This is a genomic window from Acinetobacter endophylla (genome assembly GCF_053543775.1).
This window is the reverse complement of record NZ_JBLVOM010000232.1, coordinates 1-22,019: the sequence shown is the minus strand read 5'-3', so window position 1 is coordinate 22,019 and position 22,019 is coordinate 1. Positions and strand designations below refer to the sequence as shown.

General features: G+C 41.1%; 18 protein-coding genes. 11 read left to right on the top strand and 7 right to left on the bottom strand.

Annotation, left to right across the window (positions count from 1 at the left end; translation table 11 throughout):
• Positions 1 to 158 precede the first annotated feature (158 nt).
• From ACNPNW_RS06650 to ACNPNW_RS06615, 8 genes are all read left to right on the top strand, one after another.
• Complete coding sequence (locus ACNPNW_RS06650; RefSeq protein ID WP_004278331.1) at positions 159 to 1,463, top strand: RNA-guided endonuclease InsQ/TnpB family protein; 1,305 nt, start codon at positions 159 to 161, stop codon at positions 1,461 to 1,463.
• A gap of 94 nt (positions 1,464 to 1,557) precedes the next feature.
• Positions 1,558 to 4,308, top strand: a complete 2,751-nt coding sequence (gene glnE / locus ACNPNW_RS06645; protein ID WP_448766783.1) for a bifunctional [glutamate--ammonia ligase]-adenylyl-L-tyrosine phosphorylase/[glutamate--ammonia-ligase] adenylyltransferase — start codon at positions 1,558 to 1,560, stop codon at positions 4,306 to 4,308.
• Between the two features lie 24 nt (positions 4,309 to 4,332).
• Complete coding sequence (locus ACNPNW_RS06640) at positions 4,333 to 5,259, top strand: branched-chain amino acid transaminase (RefSeq protein ID WP_004278329.1); 927 nt, start codon at positions 4,333 to 4,335, stop codon at positions 5,257 to 5,259.
• Between the two features lie 128 nt (positions 5,260 to 5,387).
• Complete coding sequence (locus ACNPNW_RS06635) at positions 5,388 to 6,110, top strand: hypothetical protein (RefSeq protein ID WP_224217200.1); 723 nt, start codon at positions 5,388 to 5,390, stop codon at positions 6,108 to 6,110.
• A gap of 4 nt (positions 6,111 to 6,114) precedes the next feature.
• The gene (locus tag ACNPNW_RS06630) at positions 6,115 to 7,740 is read left to right on the top strand and encodes a glycosyltransferase family 2 protein (protein WP_213687674.1); all 1,626 of its coding nucleotides are present in this window, start codon (positions 6,115 to 6,117) and stop codon (positions 7,738 to 7,740) included.
• A gap of 9 nt (positions 7,741 to 7,749) precedes the next feature.
• Entirely contained in the window at positions 7,750 to 8,493 is a 744-nt protein-coding gene (locus ACNPNW_RS06625) for a hypothetical protein (protein WP_201701596.1), read from the top strand.
• 32 nt (positions 8,494 to 8,525) lie between these two features.
• The gene (locus ACNPNW_RS06620) at positions 8,526 to 9,572 is read left to right on the top strand and encodes a glycosyltransferase (RefSeq protein ID WP_213687673.1); all 1,047 of its coding nucleotides are present in this window, start codon (positions 8,526 to 8,528) and stop codon (positions 9,570 to 9,572) included.
• 18 nt (positions 9,573 to 9,590) lie between these two features.
• Complete coding sequence (locus ACNPNW_RS06615) at positions 9,591 to 10,469, top strand: glycosyltransferase family 2 protein (RefSeq protein WP_213687672.1); 879 nt, start codon at positions 9,591 to 9,593, stop codon at positions 10,467 to 10,469.
• A 98-nt stretch (positions 10,470 to 10,567) separates the two neighbouring features.
• On the opposite strand, the gene ACNPNW_RS06610 is transcribed toward ACNPNW_RS06615, so the two are convergent.
• From ACNPNW_RS06610 to ACNPNW_RS06590, 5 genes are all read right to left on the bottom strand, one after another.
• A complete protein-coding gene (locus ACNPNW_RS06610; protein ID WP_224217202.1) occupies positions 10,568 to 11,434 on the bottom strand; it encodes a lysophospholipid acyltransferase family protein in 867 nt (288 codons plus the stop codon).
• Positions 11,435 to 11,452: 18 nt separating this feature from the next.
• A complete protein-coding gene (locus ACNPNW_RS06605) occupies positions 11,453 to 11,674 on the bottom strand; it encodes a hypothetical protein (protein WP_004278319.1) in 222 nt (73 codons plus the stop codon).
• 115 nt (positions 11,675 to 11,789) lie between these two features.
• Entirely contained in the window at positions 11,790 to 13,574 is a 1,785-nt protein-coding gene (gene aspS / locus ACNPNW_RS06600; protein ID WP_420937542.1) for an aspartate--tRNA ligase, read from the bottom strand.
• A 162-nt stretch (positions 13,575 to 13,736) separates the two neighbouring features.
• Positions 13,737 to 14,501, bottom strand: coding sequence for a DUF4184 family protein (locus ACNPNW_RS06595; protein WP_114541331.1), 765 nt, complete (start codon positions 14,499 to 14,501; stop codon positions 13,737 to 13,739).
• 63 nt (positions 14,502 to 14,564) lie between these two features.
• Entirely contained in the window at positions 14,565 to 15,626 is a 1,062-nt protein-coding gene (locus ACNPNW_RS06590; protein WP_191112203.1) for an RNA-guided endonuclease InsQ/TnpB family protein, read from the bottom strand.
• Positions 15,627 to 15,836: 210 nt separating this feature from the next.
• Here ACNPNW_RS06590 and znuD point away from each other — a divergent pair, with 210 nt between their 5' ends.
• Positions 15,837 to 17,945 carry a zinc piracy TonB-dependent receptor ZnuD gene (gene znuD / locus ACNPNW_RS06585; protein WP_420937543.1) on the top strand — a complete coding sequence of 703 codons (2,109 nt, stop codon included), beginning with the start codon at positions 15,837 to 15,839 and terminating at the stop codon, positions 17,943 to 17,945.
• Positions 17,946 to 18,051: 106 nt separating this feature from the next.
• Complete coding sequence (locus ACNPNW_RS06580; RefSeq protein ID WP_191112205.1) at positions 18,052 to 19,515, top strand: phospholipase D family protein; 1,464 nt, start codon at positions 18,052 to 18,054, stop codon at positions 19,513 to 19,515.
• 84 nt (positions 19,516 to 19,599) lie between these two features.
• Here ACNPNW_RS06580 and ACNPNW_RS06575 read toward each other — a convergent pair whose 3' ends face one another.
• Complete coding sequence (locus tag ACNPNW_RS06575) at positions 19,600 to 20,058, bottom strand: hypothetical protein (RefSeq protein WP_129716405.1); 459 nt, start codon at positions 20,056 to 20,058, stop codon at positions 19,600 to 19,602.
• A 180-nt stretch (positions 20,059 to 20,238) separates the two neighbouring features.
• On the opposite strand from ACNPNW_RS06575, the gene ACNPNW_RS06570 reads away from it, so the two are divergent.
• Positions 20,239 to 20,691, top strand: coding sequence for an RcnB family protein (locus tag ACNPNW_RS06570; protein WP_129716407.1), 453 nt, complete (start codon positions 20,239 to 20,241; stop codon positions 20,689 to 20,691).
• Positions 20,692 to 20,811: 120 nt separating this feature from the next.
• Here the strand turns inward: ACNPNW_RS06570 and ACNPNW_RS06565 are convergent, their stop codons facing one another.
• Positions 20,812 to 21,798 (bottom strand): IS110 family RNA-guided transposase, encoded by a 987-nt coding sequence (locus ACNPNW_RS06565; protein WP_005251678.1) that lies wholly within the window; start codon positions 21,796 to 21,798, stop codon positions 20,812 to 20,814.
• Between the last annotated feature and the right edge of the window lie 221 nt (positions 21,799 to 22,019).

Below are 22,019 nucleotides of genomic sequence, written 5' to 3'. Positions count from 1 at the left end.
ACTAAAACATTCCCACTGAGACAAAACTCCTGCTATCTTTAGTGTGAAAGAGGACTCCACCCAACATTAGGGTGGAGGTGAATTTCACGACTTTTTTTAGTGCAATATGATAGAATAATTTGCATTAAGTCTCTGTATATAAATATATTTAAGGCGAAATGAAGATCAACAAAGCGTACAAATTTAGGCTTGAGCCTAATGCGGAACAGGAGCTTGTTTTAAACAAGTTGCTTGGCTCTGCACGTTTTGTTTGGAATCAAATTTTAGCTGTTTCGTTCGAGATGCTTGCTAATAATGAGCGAATCAACAAAGTTAATTTAGTCAATAAAATTCCTGAATTACGCAAAAAACCTGAATGTGCTTTTCTAGAAAACAGCTCAAATGGCGTTTCACTCCAACAAAAAGTTCGTGATCTTGGTGATGCTTGGGGGAAGTTTTTTAACAAAAAGGAACAAGCTAAGTTAAAGCAAAAACCATTTAGAGCTAAGAAGCCACGATTTTTTAAATTATCCGATGGTGGGGAAGTTCAACTTAGACCACTTATGCCACGATTCAAAAAGAAATCTGATGGTTATGATTCCATTCGTATTGTTCAATTTGGCAGATATTGTTGGGTTAAAGGCAACCAAGTTAAGTTACCTAATGACATTGGCGTTGTGAAATTCAGAAAATCACAAAATATTGTGGGTGAGATTAAGAACGTCACAATCTCAAAGCATGTCGGGAAATGGTATGTGTCATTTGGTGCTGAAAACACAGTAGAAGCACCAGTCCACCCATCAAAATCAGCCGTTGGCATTGATTTAGGTGTTAAAAAGTTAATTACAACGTCTAGTGGTCAAGTATTCGACCCGATCAATAGTTTCAAGGCCAATCAAGTAAAGTTGGCTAGGCTTCAGCGCAAGCTGAGAAAGAAAAACAAGTTCAGTCAAAATTGGAAAAAGCTGAATCTCAAGATCAATACATTACACCATCATATTGCCAATATTCGGCATGACTACTTGCACAAAGTCACCACAACGCTCAGCAAAAACCACGCAATGATCGTAGTTGAGGACTTAAAAGTAGCCAATATGTCGAAGTCAGCGAAAGGCTCAATCGAGAAAAAAGGAAAGAATGTTAAAGCCAAGTCCGGCTTAAATAAATCAATCCTGGATCAAGGTTGGTCAATGCTTGTTAATATGTTGGTGTACAAACAGCAATGGCGAGGTGGTTTACTCGTTAAAGTTGACCCTAAATATACAAGTCAGACTTGTAGTTCATGTGGTCACGTTGCAAAAGAAAATAGGCTTACTCAAGCAAACTTTAGTTGTGTCGAGTGTAGCTTTGGCGAGAATGCAGATATTAATGCTTCTCGCAATATTTTGGCGGTAGGACATACCGTTTTGTCTGTGGAGGGTGGATGCGGTAAAGGTCGCCTTGCGAAGCAGAAAGCAAGTGAAATCCGTGAGGAAGTCACCTAAGAGCTTTTACTTTTAGAATCCCCCACTTGAACATCGTGAAAGTGGTGGGAGTATGTCAAAACTAAGCAGAATGTTTCAGGGGAAGAGTTGAGTGATGAATGCGGCACAATTGCAGAAAACCTTAAGAGCTAGCCAATATACCGAACAGGTATTGGCCAATCACCAGAGTTTACTGGAACAGGATTATGCAATTGATCAGTTTCAAGGCTCACTCAGTCGGGAATATATTGATCAGCTGGTGCAGCACTGCATCCTGAATATAAGCGATGAAGCAACGTGGATGCGCGCAATGCGTATTCTGCGGGCTCGTTTGATGTTTCGCTGGATCTGGCAGGATGCCAATCAACTCACCGATGTTATTACCCTCACTCAAGAACTCTCCGATTTTGCCGATGCCTGCATCTGTGCGGCGAAAGATTTTGCCCGTATTCCGGTCGCTGCCAAGTATGGCCAGCCGATTGGCTATAACGGAAAAGTCCAGGATCTGATTGTCATCGCGATGGGCAAACTCGGCGCCCAAGAACTCAATCTTTCCAGTGATATCGACTTGATTTTTGCCTTCGATGAGCAGGGTGAAACCGATGGGCGCAAATGTATTGATGTGCAGCAGTTTTGCATCCTGTGGGGACAGAAACTGATTCATTTGCTGGATCAGATCACGGCGGATGGTTTTGTATTCCGGGTGGATATGCGCCTCCGTCCCTGGGGCGATGGTTCGGCGCTGGCCATTAGCCACGCGGCCTTGGAAAAATATCTGAGCCAGCATGGGCGTGAATGGGAGCGTTATGCCTGGATTAAAGCGCGTATTGTCAATCCAAGTCCGGAAGGCGATGAGCTGCTGGAGATGACCCGTCCATTTGTATTTCGCAAGTACGTCGATTACAGCGCTTTTGAAGCCATGCGCGAAATGAAAGCTATGATCGAGCGCGAAGTACAGCGCCGTAATATTGAAGATGATATCAAGCTCGGAGCCGGTGGCATTCGCGAAGTCGAGTTTATCGTGCAGGTGTTTCAGTTGATTTACGGCGGCGCCAAACTTGAATTGCAGGATCGGCAGTGTCTGGTGAATCTGAATCATCTGGATGATGCCGAGTTACTGGATGAACAGGCGGTGCAGGATCTGGAAGATGCTTACTTATTCCTGCGTCGGGTCGAGCACGCGATTCAGGCACTGCATGATCAGCAAACGCAATCACTACCGACTGAGCCAGAGTTAAGGGCGCGTATAACGGACACGCTTGGTTTTGCTAATTGGGATAGCTTTATGGCATATCTCAATGAGAAACGTGACAAAGTTATGTATCAGTTTGATCATTTAATTAAGGAAAATGGTCCAGATACCCTGGTTGAAAGTTTTTCACAGCTGGAAAAGAAACTCAAAGAAGTGTTGGATGAGAATGCGAAGAATCTCGTTTATGAGTTTTGGAATGGGCATGCCTTAAAAAAATTACCGGCAAAGGCGGTACAACGTTTAAAAACCTTCTGGCCACATTTAATTGAAGCCGTTTTACAGTCAAATGATCCTCAGGTGGCGTTGGTACGCTTAATGCCCCTAGTTGAATCAGTGATGCGCCGTACGGTATATCTGGTGATGTTAATCGAGAGCAAAGGCGCATTGCAGCGTCTGGTTAAAATGGCAACGGTTAGTCCATGGATTTGCGAAGAACTGACTCATTATCCGGTACTGCTGGATGAATTCCTGTCAATGGATTTTGAATTGCCAAAACGTCAGGATCTGGAAGATTCCTTGCGCCAGCAACTTTTACGGATTGAAATTGATCAGGTCGAAGACCAGATGCGGGTCTTGCGCCTGTTTAAAAAATCCAATGTACTTGCTGTAGCCGCCAGTGATGTGCTGGCAGAAAGCCCGTTGATGAAAGTTTCTGATGCCTTGACCGATATTGCTGAAGTATCGGTGAATGCAGCGCTGCATCTGGCCTATCAGATTGTGGCGAAAAAGCATGGTTTTCCACTGGATGCAGAAGGGCAGCGCTGTTCAGTCGAGCATACTGCTTTTGCAGTCATTGGTTATGGTAAAGTCGGTGGTATTGAACTGGGTTATGGCTCGGATCTGGATCTGGTCTTTATTCACTATATGGGTGAACAGGCCGATACCGATGGACTCAAGCCGATCAGTGGTTTTGAGTTTGCCATGCGTGTCGCACAAAAGTTTATGTCCCTCATGACCACGCAAACCCTAGATGGACGCGTATATGAAGTCGATACCCGCTTGCGTCCATCGGGCGAAGCTGGGCTTTTGGTGACCAGTTTGAAAGCCTTTGAACAATATCAGTTCAAGAGTGCCTGGTTATGGGAGCATCAGGCCTTGGTGCGAGCCCGTCCGATTGCGGGTGAAATGAGCTTGCGGAAAAAGTTTGAAGTCTTGCGCCGGGATATTTTGATTCAGCCTCGCGATGAAAATTATGTACGGGCAGAAGTACTGAAAATGCGTCAGAAAATGAAGGAGCATCTCGGTTCTTCTAAAGAGCAAAAAAAAGATGGTATTTTTCATTTAAAACAAGATGCAGGTGGTATCGTAGACATCGAATTTATGGCACAGTATGCGGTGTTGGCCTGGAGTGGGACGAATAAAGATCTCGCCCATTTCTCCGACAATGTACGAATTCTTGAGGATGCCGCAAAATCAGGTTGCTTATCCAGCGACGATGCGACTGCTCTGATTCAAGCTTATCTCCGTGAACGCGCCGAGAGCCATCGCTTAGCCCTTGCAAATCAATCCATGCAAGTGTCTGCAAGCGACTGGCACGATACCCGAATGACCGTTTGCAAGTTATGGCAAAGACTAATTGATCCAAGTGCAGACTTTGTACTGGATAGTGAATAATTGTGAGAAATTGGAGTTTGTGGCATGAATTTGGCTGATCGTGATGGTTTCATTTGGCAAGATGGACAACTAGTTGACTGGCGTGAGGCAAAAACTCACGTATTAACACATACTTTGCATTACAGCATGGGTGTGTTTGAAGGTGTCCGAGCTTATGAAACCCCGAATGGAACGGCTATTTTCCGTCTAAAAGAACATACCAAGCGTTTGTTGAATTCTGCAAAAATTTATCAAATGAAAGTTCCATTTGATCAAGCAGCATTAGAACAGGCTCAAATTGATGTTGTTCGTGAAAACAAATTAGCGTCTTGCTATTTACGTCCAATTATTTTTATTGGTTCTGAAAAACTCGGTATCGCTGCAACTGACAATACCATTCATGCCGTAGTTGCGGCATGGAGCTGGGGTGCTTACCTCGGTGAAGAAGCGATGGCGAAGGGAATTCGCGTAAAAACGTCTTCATTTACCCACCATCATCCGAACGTGACCATGTGTAAGGCCAAAGCATCAGGTAACTACACGCTGTCGATTCTTGCACATCAAGAAGTGGCGCATTCAGGTTATGATGAAGCAATGCTGCTCGACCCACAAGGCTATGTATGCCAAGGTTCAGGCGAAAACGTATTCCTGGTGCGTGATGGCGTGATTCATACGCCTGATATCGCAGGTGGTGCGCTGGATGGTATTACCCGTCAAACGATTATTACGATTGCTAAAGACTTGGGTTATGACGTAATTGAACGCCGTATTACCCGTGATGAGTTCTACATCGCAGATGAAGCATTCTTTACCGGCACTGCTGCAGAAGTAACACCAATCCGTGAATACGATGACCGTCAGATTGGTGAAGGTGTACGTGGTCCAATCACCACACAAATCCAGAAAGCTTATTTTGATGCAGTTCAGGGTAAAGATCCTAAATATGCACACTGGTTAACGTATGTGAAGTAATTCAGAATTTACTGATTGAAAAAACCTCTCATTTGAGAGGTTTTTTTTAAGTGATGTACTTATTCTGCCGAACTTATGTCATCATATTCACCATCAAGAAGATTTTAAGATGAGCTTAGGCATACGCAATGAGTAACATCGTTATTTGTATGAAATGGGGAACCAAATACGGTTCGGAATACGTCAATCGTTTATACAATATGGTTAAACGACATACGACAGTCGACTTTAAAATGGTCTGTCTGACGGATCGTACTGAAGGCATTGATCCTGCAGTACAATGTTTCCCTATTCCACCTCTGGCATTGCCTGAAGGTGCTCCTGAGCGTGGCTGGAACAAGCTATCTACTTTTGAGCCTGATCTGTATGGTTTGGAAGGCAATGCACTCTTCCTCGATCTTGATGTAGTGATTGTCGATAATATCGATGAGTTCTTTACCTATCCGGGCGACTTTCTGATTATTCATGACTGGAAACGGCCGTGGCGTATTACCGGTAATAGTTCGGTTTACCGGTTTAAGCTGGGTGCTTTCCCGGGCCTATTACCTTATTTCCGTGAACATTTTGATGAAATTCGTCAAAAGTTCCGCAATGAGCAAGCTTATTTGTCTTGGTATGTCGATCAAGAGAAAAAGCTCTCTTACTGGCCTGACAGTTGGTGTAAAAGTTATAAGTATCATTGCTTGCAAAAAATACCTTTGGCGTACTTTAAAGCACCAGTAAAACCCGAAGGTGCAAAAATTATTGTTTTCCATGGTGAAATTAATCCACCAGATGCGGTAAATGGTGGGGGGGGGAAATGGTATCGCTATGTGTTGCCATCAGATTGGATTAAAGAGGCTTGGCAGTAATCTTATGTCGTTTGTATTAAATCAACAACCTCGGCCATTTCGCTTAAGTGTTGTGATGATGGTAAAAAATGAGGCAAAAAATTTAGCCATATCCTTACCTGCTTTAAGGGGTTGGATTGATGAGCTTATTGTTCTTGATTCTGGTAGTACTGATGATAGTCGGCAACTAGTGGAATCTGCTGGTGGTCAATGGTTCGTGAATACAAATTGGCAAGGTTTTGGCAAGCAAAGACAATTGGCGCAGAGTTATGCAACGGGTGACTGGATTTTAGCACTAGATGCAGACGAAGAAATCACCCCTCAGTTGAAGCAAAGCATTCTTGAGGTGATTGCGCAGCCACCTGCCAATACAGTTTATGGTATTAAACGAATCGATTGTATCTTTGGTCATGCAATTGATAATCCATATTGGCCGTTAAAGGCGCATTGGCGATTGTATCCAGCAAATTTTCAATATAATGATAATTTAGTACACGAATCAATAGAAATCAAAGATGCTCATACTTCTACTTTACAAGGTCTTTTATTACATCATACTGCAGAAACGCCATATTTTTGGATAGATAAGCGTTTATCTTATGCCAAGGCTTGGGCTGATGATCGTGCACTACGAAATAAAACTTGTGGTGCATTAAGCATTTTTGTGCATACTTTTTGGGCGTTTTTTAAGCAGTATTTTATAGATGGTCGTTTCCTTATGGGGAAGTATGGGCTGGTTTATTCGTTACTATTTACTCAATATACTTTCAATAAATATGCAATTTTATATGACTTAGTTAATAATCAGGCAGAACTAGCATTTCAGGAATCTGTAGATATTGCAAAAACTTTAACCCCAATTGATCAATCACAAAAAAAGTCTACTTTGTCTTTGGTTATGATTGTTAAGAATGAAGCAAAACATTTAGCAGCTTGTTTAAATACAGTACATGATATTGTAGATGAAATTGTGATTTTAGATTCAGGTAGTCATGATCAAACTGCTCAGATAGCTGAAAAATATCATGCTCGGTGGTATGTGAATACAGATTGGCAGGGATTTGGAAAACAACGTCAATTAGCACAGCACTATGCAACGGGTGACTATATTTTAGTATTAGATGCTGATGAGCGATTGAGTCAAAGTTTACGTGAGTCGATAGTCAAGATTTTAAACCAGTCAGTACAAACAGATTGCGTTTTTAGCTTGGCTAGAGTGAATTATTTTTCAGGTATACCGACGCATTTAAGAGGTTGGTATCGTGATTGGGAAAATCGCCTTTATGCTCGTCACTTTTTTTCTTATTCTGATTTGGATGTGCATGAGTCTGTCAATACAAACAGAGCTCAGATTGTCAAATTAAAAGGTTTGCATCTCCATTTTACTAGTGAAGATTTATTTCATTATGTGGTGAAGCGTAATCGTTATAGTCTTGATTGGGCTTGTGATAAATACAAATATCAGAAAAACATTAGTTTGATTAGTATACTCTTGCGGACCTGTTTTTCGTTTATACGTGAATATTGGATACGCGGCGCATTCTTATCTGGTGCATATGGGATCATTTCATCTTTAGTTTTGATGTTTTATACATTTGATAAATATTTGATTCTTTGGGAAAAGTCCCAAGGAAATAGCTTAAATAAGTAGTGGTGTGTGATGCCTCCTAGAAAAAAATCCAAGTTTGAGCAATGGTTTTCATTTAGTCGACATCAACGTCGTTTTGGTGCAGATAAAATTTATGAAAGCTTGGAGCAAACTGATATAGAGACACTTAAGAAAAAGTTGATTGTTGGAAATGACATTGAATATACCTATGGCTCTGAAAAAGATTTAAATAAGCATATAGAAAATCTTAAGCGAGAGTTTGTTGGGCAGCCTGAGATCAATCATTTTCACGCCAGTTTAATTGTTTTGATTCGTCGTGAAATTGATATTGATAAAAATTATAATAAATTCAAAGATTTGTGGTTAAGTGAGCGAGATTTTTTATTAAACTCTTTGAATATGCGATGGTTGGTTTCTGCTTGTGATACTTTCATAGATTATGAAAAAGATACTACTCTGAGAGCAATATTGATGATAGCGGTAGTATTGATAAATACAATTAAAGCTCAGGAAACAGAAGCTATTTTGTGTAATCAACGATATGTGGAAAACAAAACCGCCTTAGAAAAATTACAAAGTCAACGGGTTGCTCTCTTTGATGGAACATCAGCTTTGGCAGTTGGCACAGATGATACACTTCGAAATATGCGTTGGCGCTTAGATCAGGTTTGTTCAGAACATCAATTAGGTGCAATTGTTATTGAAATCTTTAAACGTCTACAATGTGAAGAAAATAATAATATTTATTCACGTTCGAAACAGCGTCATAAAAGAGAACGCACAAGCTGGTGGTAAGTCTTGGATATTGATAAATGGTAAATCTTCAGATGAAAAAAATTGTAATAGCTATATTCACCTTACAAGGGAATGGAGCAGAGCGATTCGCATTAACACTTGCAAAAGGTTTGGTTGATGCTGGACATGAAGCACATATTATTTATTTTAAAAACATTATTGATTTACCGATCCCTGAAGGCGTAAAACTTCACTTTTTTGATTATCAAAAGTATCGGGCGATTCCCAAATTTATGCGTGCCGGTTTTGCAGCAAAAGCTTTTGATCGATTTGTGATTAAAAATATTGGTACTCCTGATCTTGTTCTATCAAACTTATTTCCTGTTGATTTTGTATTATCAAAAAGTCAGTTGCCGAATGTTCACTTAGTCATTCATAACACGACGAGTTTGGAATATGGTGAACAATTAGCGGGAATGAGAAAACAGCTAGATAAAGTTTATTTAGCCAAGCCTTGTGTGGCTGTGAGTAAGGGGGTCGAAAAAGACTTTATTGAAATATTTGGTTCAAAAAGTCGGATCACTACAATTTATAACCCGATTGATGTTGAACAGGTTGTTTCAACATCAAATGAATATATCCCTGATATTGAAAAACCGTATATTGTAAATGTTGGAAAATTTAAGCAGCAGAAGCGACATGATATTTTAATTAAAGCTTATGCAAAAGCTAATGTTCAAGAAAAACTGGTTTTGGTCGGGACCGGTGAGCTATTAGAAGCTTCTAAAAAATTGGTTAAAGATTTAGGTATTGAAGATAAGGTGATTTTTACAGGCTTCAAAAAAAATCCCTATCCATATATGAAGCATGCAAAGTTGATGGTTTTATCATCTGATTTTGAAGGCTTGGGGTTAGTAATTTTAGAAGCTTTAGCTTTGGGGACTCCTGTTATTAGTACTGATTGCCCTTCGGGTCCCAACGAAATTCTTGCAAATCAATATTTAGTAGCAGTACAGGATGTAGATGAACTTGCTTCTCGAATCCGTTTATTTGTTGAAAAAGATACAGAAGTATCGTATTTGAATCAAAAATTCACGCAGTTAGTTGCTACTAAAGCATATTTAGACTTATGTAAGTAAATATTATGGAATAATGAAGTGATTAAATTTGGAATTATTACACCGACTTTTAATAGACCTGAGCTATTGAAGAGATGTATTCAGAGTGTTGAAAATCAGACATATTCAAATTGGGTTCATGTTATTATTGATGATTCAACAACTCATGAAACCGAAAATCTTAGACTTGGAAGTGATAAATTAGTTTATATTAAGAATGAAGTGAATTCAGGGGTAGGTATATCTCGTAATAAAGGTATAGATTACCTTTGCTCGCAAGAAATAGACTACATTATTTTTTTAGATGATGATGATTATTTTGATATTAATTGTTTGTCTAAGGCAAACGAATATATTAAAAAAAATATTAATTATCAATGGTTTGTGTCAAGACGTGTTTTTCATAATACTAATAAGTCACTCACTGAGTTATATATAGTAAAAGACAGTTATAATTATTTAAAGGATTCTCTAATTGGGAAATGTATTCGTAGAGATACTACTCATATTTTATCTCAAAAAATTTTAGCCGATACAAGAATACGCTTTCCTGAACATATTCGAGGGGGAGGTGAGTGGCGTTTCTTCGCAAAATTAAGTGAATATATCGACTTTAGTTTTTTTGAAGGTGGGGTAACTTTTACAGAGTTACAAATGCAAGGTTTAACCGCTAACAATATAAATAATAAATTATTTATTGCTACTGAAAGAGCAGCACTAGTAATTTATTTACATGAAAGAGCAAAATTTAAATTAAAACAAATTGAATATGGTGCAAGTGTAGTAAAACATTTTATTAAACTACAACGGTATGACTTATTGAATGAGTTTTATCAAGATTTTATTAATCAAAAAAATCCGATTATTAAAGTGCTATTTAATTTAGAAATTTTTCTCTTAAAAAGAAAATATTCATAAATGTTTTGTCCAAATTTTATTCTACTCATATAGTTTATTAGCCTTTAATATTGAGCAGTTTGTATGTTAGTAATGTGGGAATTAAAAAATGTTGAGGATTAATGTTTATAAAGATTTTTAGAGTCCTTTAGTTTCCTAAACCTTTTATACCCCCACAAATACTGTTCTGGAGCGACATTAATCATGCGCTCCATTTCTTTATTTAAGGTATCAACCGACAGTTGTAAATCTTTAGATAAAATATCATTTGATAACTTAGTCACGTAAATATCATAACCGGAAAAATCTTCACGTCTTAAACAACTAAGCCCAACTACAGAACATTGTGTTTTAGCTGCCAGTTTGGAAAGTAAGGTAGAAGATAGCGCATTCTGATTGTAAAAAAGTGAGTAGATACCACCACTTTCTTTAGGCACATGATCCGGTAAAATTGCAGAAAAACCACCCTGTTTTAAATGCTTAAATAAAGCACGTACACCAGAATCATCTGTCGGGACCAGTGTGGCATTCAGACGTTGCCGGGCTTCAAGCATAAAGCGGTCAATATCCTGATTCTTGCTGGGCTTGTACATAATTACAGGGGAGGTGTGCTGATTTACCCAGACATTTAAAAGCTCCCACGTACCAAAATGAGGCACCACAGCCAAGCAGCCCTGAGGATTTTGCAGAGCCTGGAGAAAAATATCTTCGCCATGCACATCTCGAATTAAAGACAGCGCATATTCAGGAGATGATCCCCAAATCTTGACTGATTCCGCATACGTCATGCACTGACTTTTGAGACTGCATTTAGTCAAATCAGCCCGTTCAGATTCAGAAAGTTCAGGATAAGCAGAGGCCAGATTAATTTCGGTCACTTGGCGTGCAGAAGAATGGCTGATATACAAAAGCAATCCAGCCAGTTGCGCAAGATTTTGAATGAATCTTAGTGGAAGCTTGGAGAAATTTTTAAGTAGGGTGTACATGGTATCCAGATGGTCAGATTATAGGTCTTTGTCCGGATTGCCCTTCAGCACCATATATATCAAACCTACAAAAATCAGCAGGGCGCCTAAAATACTGCTCAGGCAAAAATACACAATACGGTCATTGGTATCGAGGTTGAACAGGTTGTTGGCAAGGATATAGCGCATGAACAGCCATTGAACCACTGAAAATACAATAAGCATAATGCTGCGATTACGAACTGCAGGACGCATAGCCATTGCTAATTACCTTAGATTGAAAACTGTCGCTATTATGCCACTGTTCCAGATGCGACTCAATCACACAAAAAAGCCCCACACGAGGCAGGGCTTTTTCACTTAAAACGTCAAGAAATTATTCTTGAGATTCAGCTTTTGGTTTTTCACGTAAGCGAATACCAAGGTCACGCAGTTGGTTTGATTCAACTGGTGCTGGCGCTTGAGTCAATGGACATTCAGCAGTCTTGGTTTTCGGGAACGCAATCACGTCACGAATTGAAGAACCGCCAGTCATGAGCATCACAAGACGGTCAAGACCAAATGCCAAACCACCATGCGGAGGAGCACCGTAACGTAATGCATTTAACAAGAAGCTGAATTTCTCTTCTGCTTCTTCTTCACCAATGCCAAGCGCTTCAAAGATCGCTTTTTGCATTTCAAGGTTATGGATACGCAGTGAACCACCACCGATTTCAGTACCGTTCAATACCATATCGTAAGCCACAGAAAGCGCAGCGCCTGGGTTGTTCTTCACTTCTTCTACGCTAGATTTAGGCAGCGTGAATGGGTGATGCACAGATGTCCATTTACCATCATCAGTTTCTTCGAACATTGGGAAATCAACAACCCAAAGTGGCGCCCACTCGCAAGTTGCAAGTTTCATGTCATGACCGATCTTCACACGAAGCGCGCCCATGGCATCGTTTACAACTTTCGCTTTGTCTGCACCGAAGAATACGATGTCGCCATTTTCAGCGCCAACACGTTTCAATAGATCAAGCACGATTGGCTCGATGAATTTCACGATTGGAGATTGAAGACCTTCGATACCTTTTTCAAGTTCGTTGACTTTGATGTAAGCCAAACCGCGTGCACCGTAGATGCCTACAAACTTCGTATATTCATCAATCGCGCTACGTGGAAGTGAACCAGCACCCGGTACGCGAAGCGCAACGATACGGCCTTTAGGATCTTTTGCAGGACCTGCGAATACTTTGAACTCAACGTCTTGCATCAAGTCTGCAACGTCAACCAGTTTCAAAGGAATACGCATATCTGGTTTGTCAGATGCATAGTCACGCATTGCATCGTTATAGGTCATGCGTGGGAATTTATCAAACTCTACGTTTAGAAGTTCTTTGAACATCTTCACAGTTAAAGTTTCCATTAAATCCATGATGTCATCGTCACTCATGAACGATGTTTCAACGTCGATTTGGGTGAATTCAGGCTGACGATCCGCACGTAAGTCTTCATCACGGAAACATTTAGCGATTTGGTAGTAACGATCAATACCGCCCACCATCAACAACTGTTTGAACAGCTGTGGAGATTGTGGCAGTGCATAGAAGCTACCATTAGATACACGGCTTGGAACTAGATAGTCACGTGCACCTTCAGGAGTCGCACGAGTTAAGATCGGAGTTTCAACGTCTAGGAAGCCATTGTCTTCGAAGTAGTTACGAATCAGGTTGGTTAACTTAGAACGGAAGCGTAAACGATTTAGCATTTCTGGACGACGGATATCCAGGAAACGGTATTTCAAACGGATTTCTTCAGAAATATTGGTGTTTTCGTCATTCAAAGGGAATGGCGGAGTTTCAGACTGAGCAAGAACTTCAATTTCTTTACCCAAGACTTCGATTTGACCGCTCACCATATTGGCATTTTCTGTGCCTTCATAACGGCGACGTACACGGCCTGTAATTTTTAATACAAATTCTGAACGTACTTTATCAGCAGTTGCGAATGCTTCAGGAGTATCTGGGTCAATAACCACTTGAACAAGACCATCACGGTCACGCATGTCAAGGAAGATTACACCACCGTGGTCACGGCGACGGTGTACCCAACCGCATAATGTTACGGTTTGGTCAATTTGAGCTTCGGTTAAAGAACCGCAGTAATGAGTTCGCATCATAGCGTTAGAAATCCAACTATATGGGTTAAGGTCAGCGAATACGTAAACAGCGTACCGCTTTGAGTAAAGGTAGGATTATGCCTCTTTGGGCATGTTGTCACAAGAACTTGGGTCAAAAACAATATCATTTTAAAGTGAATAGGCGCAAAGCCAGTGCTTTGTTTAACCCATCCTGCGATCTCTGTCTAAAAATAAAAACAATAAACAGCCCAGACTGAAGGTGATCAAAAAGCCTTGACTAAATTCATTGATAGAGCGACCAGTAAAATAATAGAGGTCCGATTGCCAGACTTCCGTAGAAATATAGCGCGCATAATCCCAGACCGAAAATAGGCCGGTAAATATAGAAAAGAGCAATAAGCCCCAGGCGAAAGACTTGATTCTTAGGCTGACTGCAAGATATTGCTGATGAGTTTTATAGTAATGCAGGCTCATCCACAAGATAAGAGGCAAGACAATCACTGAGGTACCAATCTGTAAAATCCGGTGCAGCGGATAACTTTGTCCAAACAACTGAAAATGTTGGGCTAAGACGTCATGGAAGGCAAAAGTTCGAAAATCGACGTGAGTCAGTCCATCCCAGATTAAATGGGTGGCTGTACCAATGATGAGTGCAAGACACATCACCAGGATGAATTTTAGTGCTGAAAGGATATTGTGAATCTTTAAATCATGCTGAATACCGATGAAACGGTAAATCACGGGCCGGTAAATTAGGTACCAGACTGCGCAAAAAGCCAGACCAATCCAGAGATCCGGATGAATCAACGAAGACCATAAATGGGTAATATTAGAATTAGTATGAGTAAACAGACGATGTAGATCGGGAACCATGCTCCCAATGGCCAGCGCAGCAACAGGGAGTCTATTCCCAGTCAAATATGAAATAGGGGGAGCAAGCACAGCATGCGACAAGGTAAAAGGCATAAAAATGATGTTTTAATGTAATCAAAAATATTCAAAGGACATTCTATTGACATCCTCTCCTTCTTAAAAGAGGGAGATTCCTACTTCTAGACGCTTATGCCCAAGCGCAAGAATGTTCAGGGCAGAATTTAAATCCCGCTGCCAGGCTGTACCGCAGTTCTGGCATGTCCATTCTCTCATTCCAAGATCAACCCTACCTTTCGGACTACTGCTTGATATTTGCTTACAGCACGAGCAGATCTGGGTGGTATAGGACTCATTGACTTCTTCAAACAATACGCTTGCGTTCTCGCATTTATACTTGAGCATTGTTTTGAGTGCTGAAAATCCTGTATCCAGGACCGACTTCGCCATCCTGGTTTTGAGCAGTTTCTTCGCACTCAAGTCACCTACAACAATCAGTGCATTCTCCCTCACCAGTTGGGTGCTGGCCTTGTGCAAATGGTCTTTACGACAGTTTGCAATTTTGGCGTGTAATGCACGGACACGCTTTTTATTTCTCGCTCGTTGAGCAATTCCTAGTTTCTGTTCATATTTTCGATAGAACTTGGGATTGGAAATGATAGTTCCATCCGAACAGGTCGCAATATCTTTTAAGCCAAGATCAATACCAATCGCTTTGGTAGTGGTGGGTTTCTCAGCTTTAGGGCTATCCACCACCAGGCAGACATACCAGCGCCCGCGAGCATCCTCAACGAATGCGCCTGTTTTAATGCTGTATTGGCTTAATCCGTAGCTGTCCCATAGCTTGAATTGGTGCTTACCGTATTGAACAGATCCATCAGCAGATTTGATGGCTACTTTTTTAAAGGGTATCCAACCAAGAGAGCGCCTTGCTGATTTCTTGTTACTTACACGCCATTTTAGCTTTGCTTTTTTGAATTGCTTGCGTCTTGTTACTAATTCTTCTGTCACAGCCTGAATGGTTTGACTATGTAGGCTGCATTCTTTAGATGCGCCTTTTGTGTATTTCGATACATCGTAAGCTGATAGAAATTCACCTTTTCTTTTTAAATGTTTGAACCCTAAATCATTGACATAATTCCAGACAAAGTTCACCTCAGATGCTAATTGGTCTAGCACCTTGCAATGTTTGTCTTTTATTCGTAATTTAAGTGTTTTCATGGGCTTATATTAGCTCATGTTAAATTAAAAGTGTGAATTTAAAAAAAATCCAACGACATTTTATGTCGTGTCACTTATATCTCTGTCATGAAGGACGGAGTTTTACGCTCCATTTGATAAAATATATCACTGAGTGTCGTAAAGGATTGCAAAAACAATGAAATGTTATATTATAACATTCATCCAGATTACTGAATTTGAGCTTCGGTCATGTCCTTCCCTAAGAATCTAATAACATTGTCAATTTTTGCTGTAGTTGCGCCTACAGTATTTGCAGAGCAATCCTCATCTTCTATCCCGGTTCAGACCATGGACACGATTCAGGTGCAAGCTCATCCATTGGTGCAGACTGCGGCGGATTTTGCGGTTGCGGATCAGGTCGTGGATCAGAAAGCGCTGTCTGAACGTGCCACTACCATTGGTGATGCCTTGGCAGATGAGCTTGGTGTTTATTCTAATCAATATGGTTCAGGCTCAAGCCGTCCGGTGATTCGTGGTCAAGATGGTCCACGCGTGAAAGTGTTGCAGCATGCTTCTGAAACAGCGGATGTATCCACTTTGTCTCCTGACCATGCTGTCACCGTTGATCCGATTCTGGCGAAACAGGTCGAAGTGATTCGCGGTCCATCTACATTGCTTTATGGTGCCGGTACAGTCGGTGGGTTGGTGAATGTCACTGATCAAAAAATCCCAACTCAAATGCCTGAAGGTGGTCTGGAAGGTACAGTCGGCCTGCGTTATAATTCAGGCAGTGATGAAAAACTGGCAAGTGCTGGTGTGACAGCGGGTATTGGTGAAAACTTTGCTTTGCGGGTAGAAGGCTCAAAGCGTAAAGCCAATGATTATATTGCGCCGGATTATGTAGTAGAAGAGCCGCATGGAGATCACTCACACTTTCATAAAGAACGTCGTGTGGGCAATACTTTTACTGAAGGGCAGACAGTCAATATTGGTGGAGCATGGATTCATGACCGTGGTTTTGTTGGATTGTCCTATAGTAACCGTCAGGATCAATATGGCTTGCCGGGACATAGTCATGAATATCATGGTTGTGGGCCTGATGAGAATGATCGCAATCAATTGGCATGTCCTCCACATGATGATGGTACTGAAGAAGGCGAACATGCGCATGGCGGACCGTGGGTCGGTTTAGAGTCACATCGTTATGATCTGCGTACCGAACTGAATAACCCTTTTGCCGGTGTAGAAAAACTACGTGCACATGCCAGTTTTACTGACTATGAACATGATGAACTGGAAGAAAATGAAATCATCAGTAACTTTAAAAGTAAGGGTTATGATAGTCGTCTAGAGTTGGTACATGTGCCAGTTGCAGGTTGGGAAGGTGTAGTTGGAGCGCAATATAGCCAACAAAAGATTGATCTTTCAGGTCAATTAGAGCCACATGATGACCATTTCCATGAGGCTGTCGTGATGCCTGATACCAAAACTGAAAAATACAGTTTATTTGGGTTAGAGCATAAGCAACTTGGCGATGTGCATGTTGAGTTGGGCGCACGCGTTGAGCATCAAAAAGTGGATGTCGACTCTCGTCGTAAAAAAGATTATTCCGATACAGGTGTATCTGCATCCACGGCTGCCAATTGGGAATTTACACCAAACTATAAGCTTTCTGTAGTGGGTTCACATCAACAACGTTTGCCACTTGCTCAGGAACTCTATGCAGACGGGATTCACTTCGCAACCAATACTTATGAGCGAGGGAATGAAGATCTGGATGTCGAGAAATCAAATAATCTTGAATTAGGTCTGCATTATGAAGGCGATAAATTGGATTATCACGTGCATGTCTATCACAACTGGTTTGATAATTATATTTATGGTTCAACGACTGATAGTGAAGGTGACTTCCGCTTGGTCGACTATACCCAAGACAAAGCCAGATTCTATGGTACAGAAGCACAAGCCGGGTATCAGATCAATGATATGTATAAGCTCAGCGTCTTTGGGGACTATGTACGTGGCAAGATTGAAGCTGAGAATGCACCACGTGTACCTGCAGGTCGCTTAGGCACTAAAGTCGAAGCAGACTTTGCCAATGGCTGGTCAGGTTTGGCTGAGTATTATCATGTCTTTAATCAGGACAAAATCGCCAGCTATGAAGATGAAACCCAAGGCTACAATATGGTGAATGTTGGCCTGAGTTATGCCAATAACCTTGCAGATAACAATGCTTATCGTGTTTATTTCAAGGCCAATAACCTGCTTGATGATCAGGTGTATTCACATACTTCCTTCCTGTCGAATATTCCGCAAGTCGGCCGCAACTTTACCGTCGGCGTGCAGTATGATTTCTAACAGGTCTACTGAAATAATCGATCAAATCATCTAGATCTCACTGAAATCTACTTGAAAAATCATAAGATAAAACCTAGCCTGAGTATATTGGGTTAGGTTTTTTCTTATGCGTATCTTTCAACGAATTCACAATAAATTGAACTGGTCGAATCGCCGTTATGCGACTTTGATCATTAGTATGCTGGCCGTGGGTTATCTGGCTTCGGCGATCTACCACACGTATAAGCCTTTGCCGGAAGGTCTGAATTACACGGGCAAGTTGCGTCATGCCGAAGTCAAATTTCTAGCCGATCAGACTTATCTGGATGCCGAAGGAAAACAGCATTTAGATCATCGCATTTTTAATGAAATGCTGAAAATGATTGAAGAAGCCAAATCACTGATTGTGCTGGACATGTTTTTATTTAATCAGCAAACCGGTGCATCTACGCAGCAGCATCAGGCACTGAGTCAACAGCTGAGTGATGCTTTAATCAGTAAGCGTCTGCTGCAGCCTGAGGTGGAAATCAAGTTTATTACCGATCCGATCAATTCAGTTTATGGCGGGATTAGATCCGAGCAGTATCGGGAATTACGTCAGCACGGCATCGATGTCATTGAAACCAATCTGACGCCGTTGCGGGCTTCCAATCCAAGCTGGTCAGGCTTCTGGTATATCTGTTGCCAGGGCATTGGCAATAATCCGGAAACAGGCTGGTTGCCGAATCCATTTGGAACAGAAAAAATTACTCTGCGCAGTTATTTTGATTTATTTAACTTTAAAGCCAATCATCGCAAAACCATGGTGGTGGATACCGATCAAGGCTGGAAAGCACTGGTCACGTCCATGAACCCGCATGATGGCAGTTCGCGGCATTCCAATATTGGCTTATTGGTCTGGGGCAGCACAGCCGTCGATATTCTGAAAACAGAACTGTCTGTGGGCAGGATGTCACAAGCGAATATGCCAGCCATTGTCGCCGGAGATTTTCAGGCAGACAGCAGCCAGCCACAAGCTCAGGTGCTGACTGAAAAAGCCATTTATGATGCAATTCTGAATCTGATTCAGACGGCGAAAGTCAATGAGCAGATTGATCTGGCGATGTTTTATCTGTCTGAGCGCAAAATTATCAAAAGTCTGATCGCGGCCCATGAACGTGGTGTCAAAGTCCGGATTTTACTCGACCCAAATAAAGATGCTTTTGGCCGTGAAAAGAATGGAATTCCAAACCGGCAGGTGGCTTCAGAATTGCACGAGGCAGGTATCGAGGTGCGCTGGTGTCGTACTCAGGGTGAGCAATGTCATAGCAAAATACTAATGAAGCGCAGCGCTCAGCAAGCTGAAATGATTTTAGGTTCGGCCAATTTTACGGTGCGCAATTTGAAAAACTATAATCTAGAAACCAATATGCGCGTGGTCGGTCAACCTCAGGCTGAAGTTTTCAGGGAGGCCCAGCAATATTTTGAGGGGGCATGGTCAAATCTGAATGGCCGTTCTATGAGTGTGGACTACACGCAATATGCAGAAAACTCATTCTTTAAATATTGGCTGTATCGCTTTATGGAATGGAGCGGCTGGTCAACGTTTTGATTTTAAATCCCTCCTGACTTCTCTTTTTTTAAAGGGAGGAAAGTCCCTCTTTGAAAAAGAGGGATTTAGGGAGATTTTTTATGATCAGCTTTTTGATTCTGGATTCGGTGGAACCAGCTGATCCAGCTCTTTATCCGTTAATTCATCCAGCTCAGAAATATCGGTTTTAATTTTCCATTGGGTTTCATCATCGACTGGATTTGGCAGACGCGCTTCTAACCAGTCACAAACCACATCTGGCGGGAAATCTGCGTGATTACACTGGATTACCCAAGACAGGAAATCTTTGGCTACACCATTCATATATGGCGGTGGCGAAACTGGAAGAAACTGAGTTGGGAGACGTTCATTTTTAGAAATATAATTCAGGACATGACCTAGTTCTTGCACAGTTTGCCAAGCCAGCGGATGATCTACATTGATCTGGAACTTAAACCACCATGCCTGTTTGCCATCTGAACCATAGCTATCAATCCGTTCTTTCTGAACACTTGGTACTTTAGAAAAATATTCATGTAAACGATCGAAATTTAAATCAGACACAGTATTCAACTCGAAACATTAAAAAAAGCAATTTTAGCATAAAGCAGCAGCCTGCCGACGTGCCTGTCAGATTGAAAATAGGCAAGCGCATTACAAAAAATTGCAGCTCCAACGAGCTTATCCATATTTTCTGCATCTATTTTGTTTAAAATATAAGCAGATTATTCGGAGGAAGCTCAAATGAGAATCGTACTATCGAGTGCAATATTCGCTGCTTTGCTATTGGGGGCTTCTGCACAGACGATGGCTGGCAATGCCTGGGTGGGTTATGGTGGTGTAGACCGATCTGTACCGAATTATCGCAGCGCACCACGATCTTATGATCCACCACGGCAGCATTATCCGCAACGTCCACTGCCACCGCGACCACATTACCCGCAACGACCACCACATTGGGGTTATCCGCCTGCGCAGAGTCAAAGTGGATTAAATATTCAGTATCAGGCACCGACCACCATTTATCAAAATTCGAATAGTTATAGCTGGGTCAATGGTGATCCGAATGTTGCCCGGATTGAAAGTTCGAGATATACGGTAATTACCGATTGGCAGCGTTTAGGACTACCAGCACCGCCACGTGGCAGCTACTGGATTTATGAAAACGGACGCTATGTACTGATGCCGAATCGTTAAACTGCTTTAAATTCTGAACGAATAATTCAGTAATAAGCGTAAATAACTAAAAAGACCAAAATAGTTCCCTCTCCTGTGAGGAGATGAGATACCGTCTTGGTAGTCAATCAGGTTTTGAGATTATTCGACCAATAAATAATCTCTTTGATAGGCAGTCTGATGTTTTAAAACGCCATAACACAGATGTATAAGCTTGCGCATTGCAGCACCTAAAGCACACATTTTATTTTTACCCTGGCTTAATAATCGTTGATATAAAGCTTCAATGTGTGGATTATATTTAATCGCTGTTAATGCTGACATATACAATACTGAGCGTATTTTACTGTCACCTGCTTTTGATAAGTGACTTTGCTTGTTGACTGAACTGCCAGACAACTGATGTACTGGAACCAAACCTACATATGCAGCAGCTTGACTTGCTTTTTCAAACTTGTGCGAATGAAATAACCCCAACAGTAATAAGCCTGATCGTTCACCGATTGAAGGAATAGTTTGCAGTAATTTCAAATCCTGTTTCAATGTTGGATCTTGATCTATGTGATTATTTATTAACTTATCAATATTTTCAAGTTGCTGATTTAAATACTCAATATTCTCTTCAAGTAATTTAATCACAACAACGGAGGTATGAGTGGACTGCGCCTTTTCAAGTCGATTCTTTTCCTGCAATAGACTACCTAGATAGACATCTCGTCTGCCTAGTAAAGCTTTTAATAATCTGACATTTTCAGGTTCAGGCTGCCATATGATTAACTTTGCGGTGTAACCATAACGTGAAAGAGCTTCACTATCAGCTTTATCCGTTTTATTTAGCATGGACATGCCTTTGGCAAAGGCTCTTACTCGTGAAGGATTAGCCACACAAACCTTTACACCTGCATCATATAGATAATATCCCAAATTCTCATGATAAACCGAAGTCGCTTCCATGATTGCTGTCACTTGATCAGGTTCAATTTTAAGAGTGATGAGCCATTTGAGCAGACTGCCAAAGCCACTTTCTGTATTAGTAAATATTTTATTTTTTCTTTTTCCAGTCAAACCTTGAGGAAAAATGCAACAATCTATTTTGGTTTTACTGACATCAATACCTAGCATAATCATGGTGATATTCCTTGAGTTTAAGCTATGATTTTTATCCCATTAACCATCATCTTACCTTGTGAATACAGCATCAAAGTGCTTAGTTACCGTTCAGAGTTGTATGAGGGATAAGGGCAAATTGTAGGTTTTATCTCAGGTTCAAATTTAAGATTTTAGCAGCACTCCAAACTCTACAATTTGCGTATAGTGGTAGCTAATCACTATATCAATCAAGATACAAG

What these genes read in the sequence shown, in the direction of transcription:
- ACNPNW_RS06650 (WP_004278331.1), top strand. Translation starts at nt 159, where the DNA reads ATGAAGATCAACAAAGCGTACAAATTTAGGCTTGAGCCTAATGCGGAA.
- glnE (WP_448766783.1), top strand. Translation starts at nt 1,558, where the DNA reads ATGAATGCGGCACAATTGCAGAAAACCTTAAGAGCTAGCCAATATACC.
- ACNPNW_RS06640 (WP_004278329.1), top strand. Translation starts at nt 4,333, where the DNA reads ATGAATTTGGCTGATCGTGATGGTTTCATTTGGCAAGATGGACAACTA.
- ACNPNW_RS06635 (WP_224217200.1), top strand. Translation starts at nt 5,388, where the DNA reads ATGAGTAACATCGTTATTTGTATGAAATGGGGAACCAAATACGGTTCG.
- ACNPNW_RS06630 (WP_213687674.1), top strand. Translation starts at nt 6,115, where the DNA reads ATGTCGTTTGTATTAAATCAACAACCTCGGCCATTTCGCTTAAGTGTT.
- ACNPNW_RS06625 (WP_201701596.1), top strand. Translation starts at nt 7,750, where the DNA reads ATGCCTCCTAGAAAAAAATCCAAGTTTGAGCAATGGTTTTCATTTAGT.
- ACNPNW_RS06620 (WP_213687673.1), top strand. Translation starts at nt 8,526, where the DNA reads ATGAAAAAAATTGTAATAGCTATATTCACCTTACAAGGGAATGGAGCA.
- ACNPNW_RS06610 (WP_224217202.1), bottom strand. Translation starts at nt 11,434, where the DNA reads ATGTACACCCTACTTAAAAATTTCTCCAAGCTTCCACTAAGATTCATT.
- ACNPNW_RS06605 (WP_004278319.1), bottom strand. Translation starts at nt 11,674, where the DNA reads ATGGCTATGCGTCCTGCAGTTCGTAATCGCAGCATTATGCTTATTGTA.
- aspS (WP_420937542.1), bottom strand. Translation starts at nt 13,574, where the DNA reads ATGATGCGAACTCATTACTGCGGTTCTTTAACCGAAGCTCAAATTGAC.
- ACNPNW_RS06595 (WP_114541331.1), bottom strand. Translation starts at nt 14,501, where the DNA reads ATGCCTTTTACCTTGTCGCATGCTGTGCTTGCTCCCCCTATTTCATAT.
- ACNPNW_RS06590 (WP_191112203.1), bottom strand. Translation starts at nt 15,626, where the DNA reads ATGAAAACACTTAAATTACGAATAAAAGACAAACATTGCAAGGTGCTA.
- znuD (WP_420937543.1), top strand. Translation starts at nt 15,837, where the DNA reads ATGTCCTTCCCTAAGAATCTAATAACATTGTCAATTTTTGCTGTAGTT.
- ACNPNW_RS06580 (WP_191112205.1), top strand. Translation starts at nt 18,052, where the DNA reads ATGCGTATCTTTCAACGAATTCACAATAAATTGAACTGGTCGAATCGC.
- ACNPNW_RS06570 (WP_129716407.1), top strand. Translation starts at nt 20,239, where the DNA reads ATGAGAATCGTACTATCGAGTGCAATATTCGCTGCTTTGCTATTGGGG.
- ACNPNW_RS06565 (WP_005251678.1), bottom strand. Translation starts at nt 21,798, where the DNA reads ATGATTATGCTAGGTATTGATGTCAGTAAAACCAAAATAGATTGTTGC.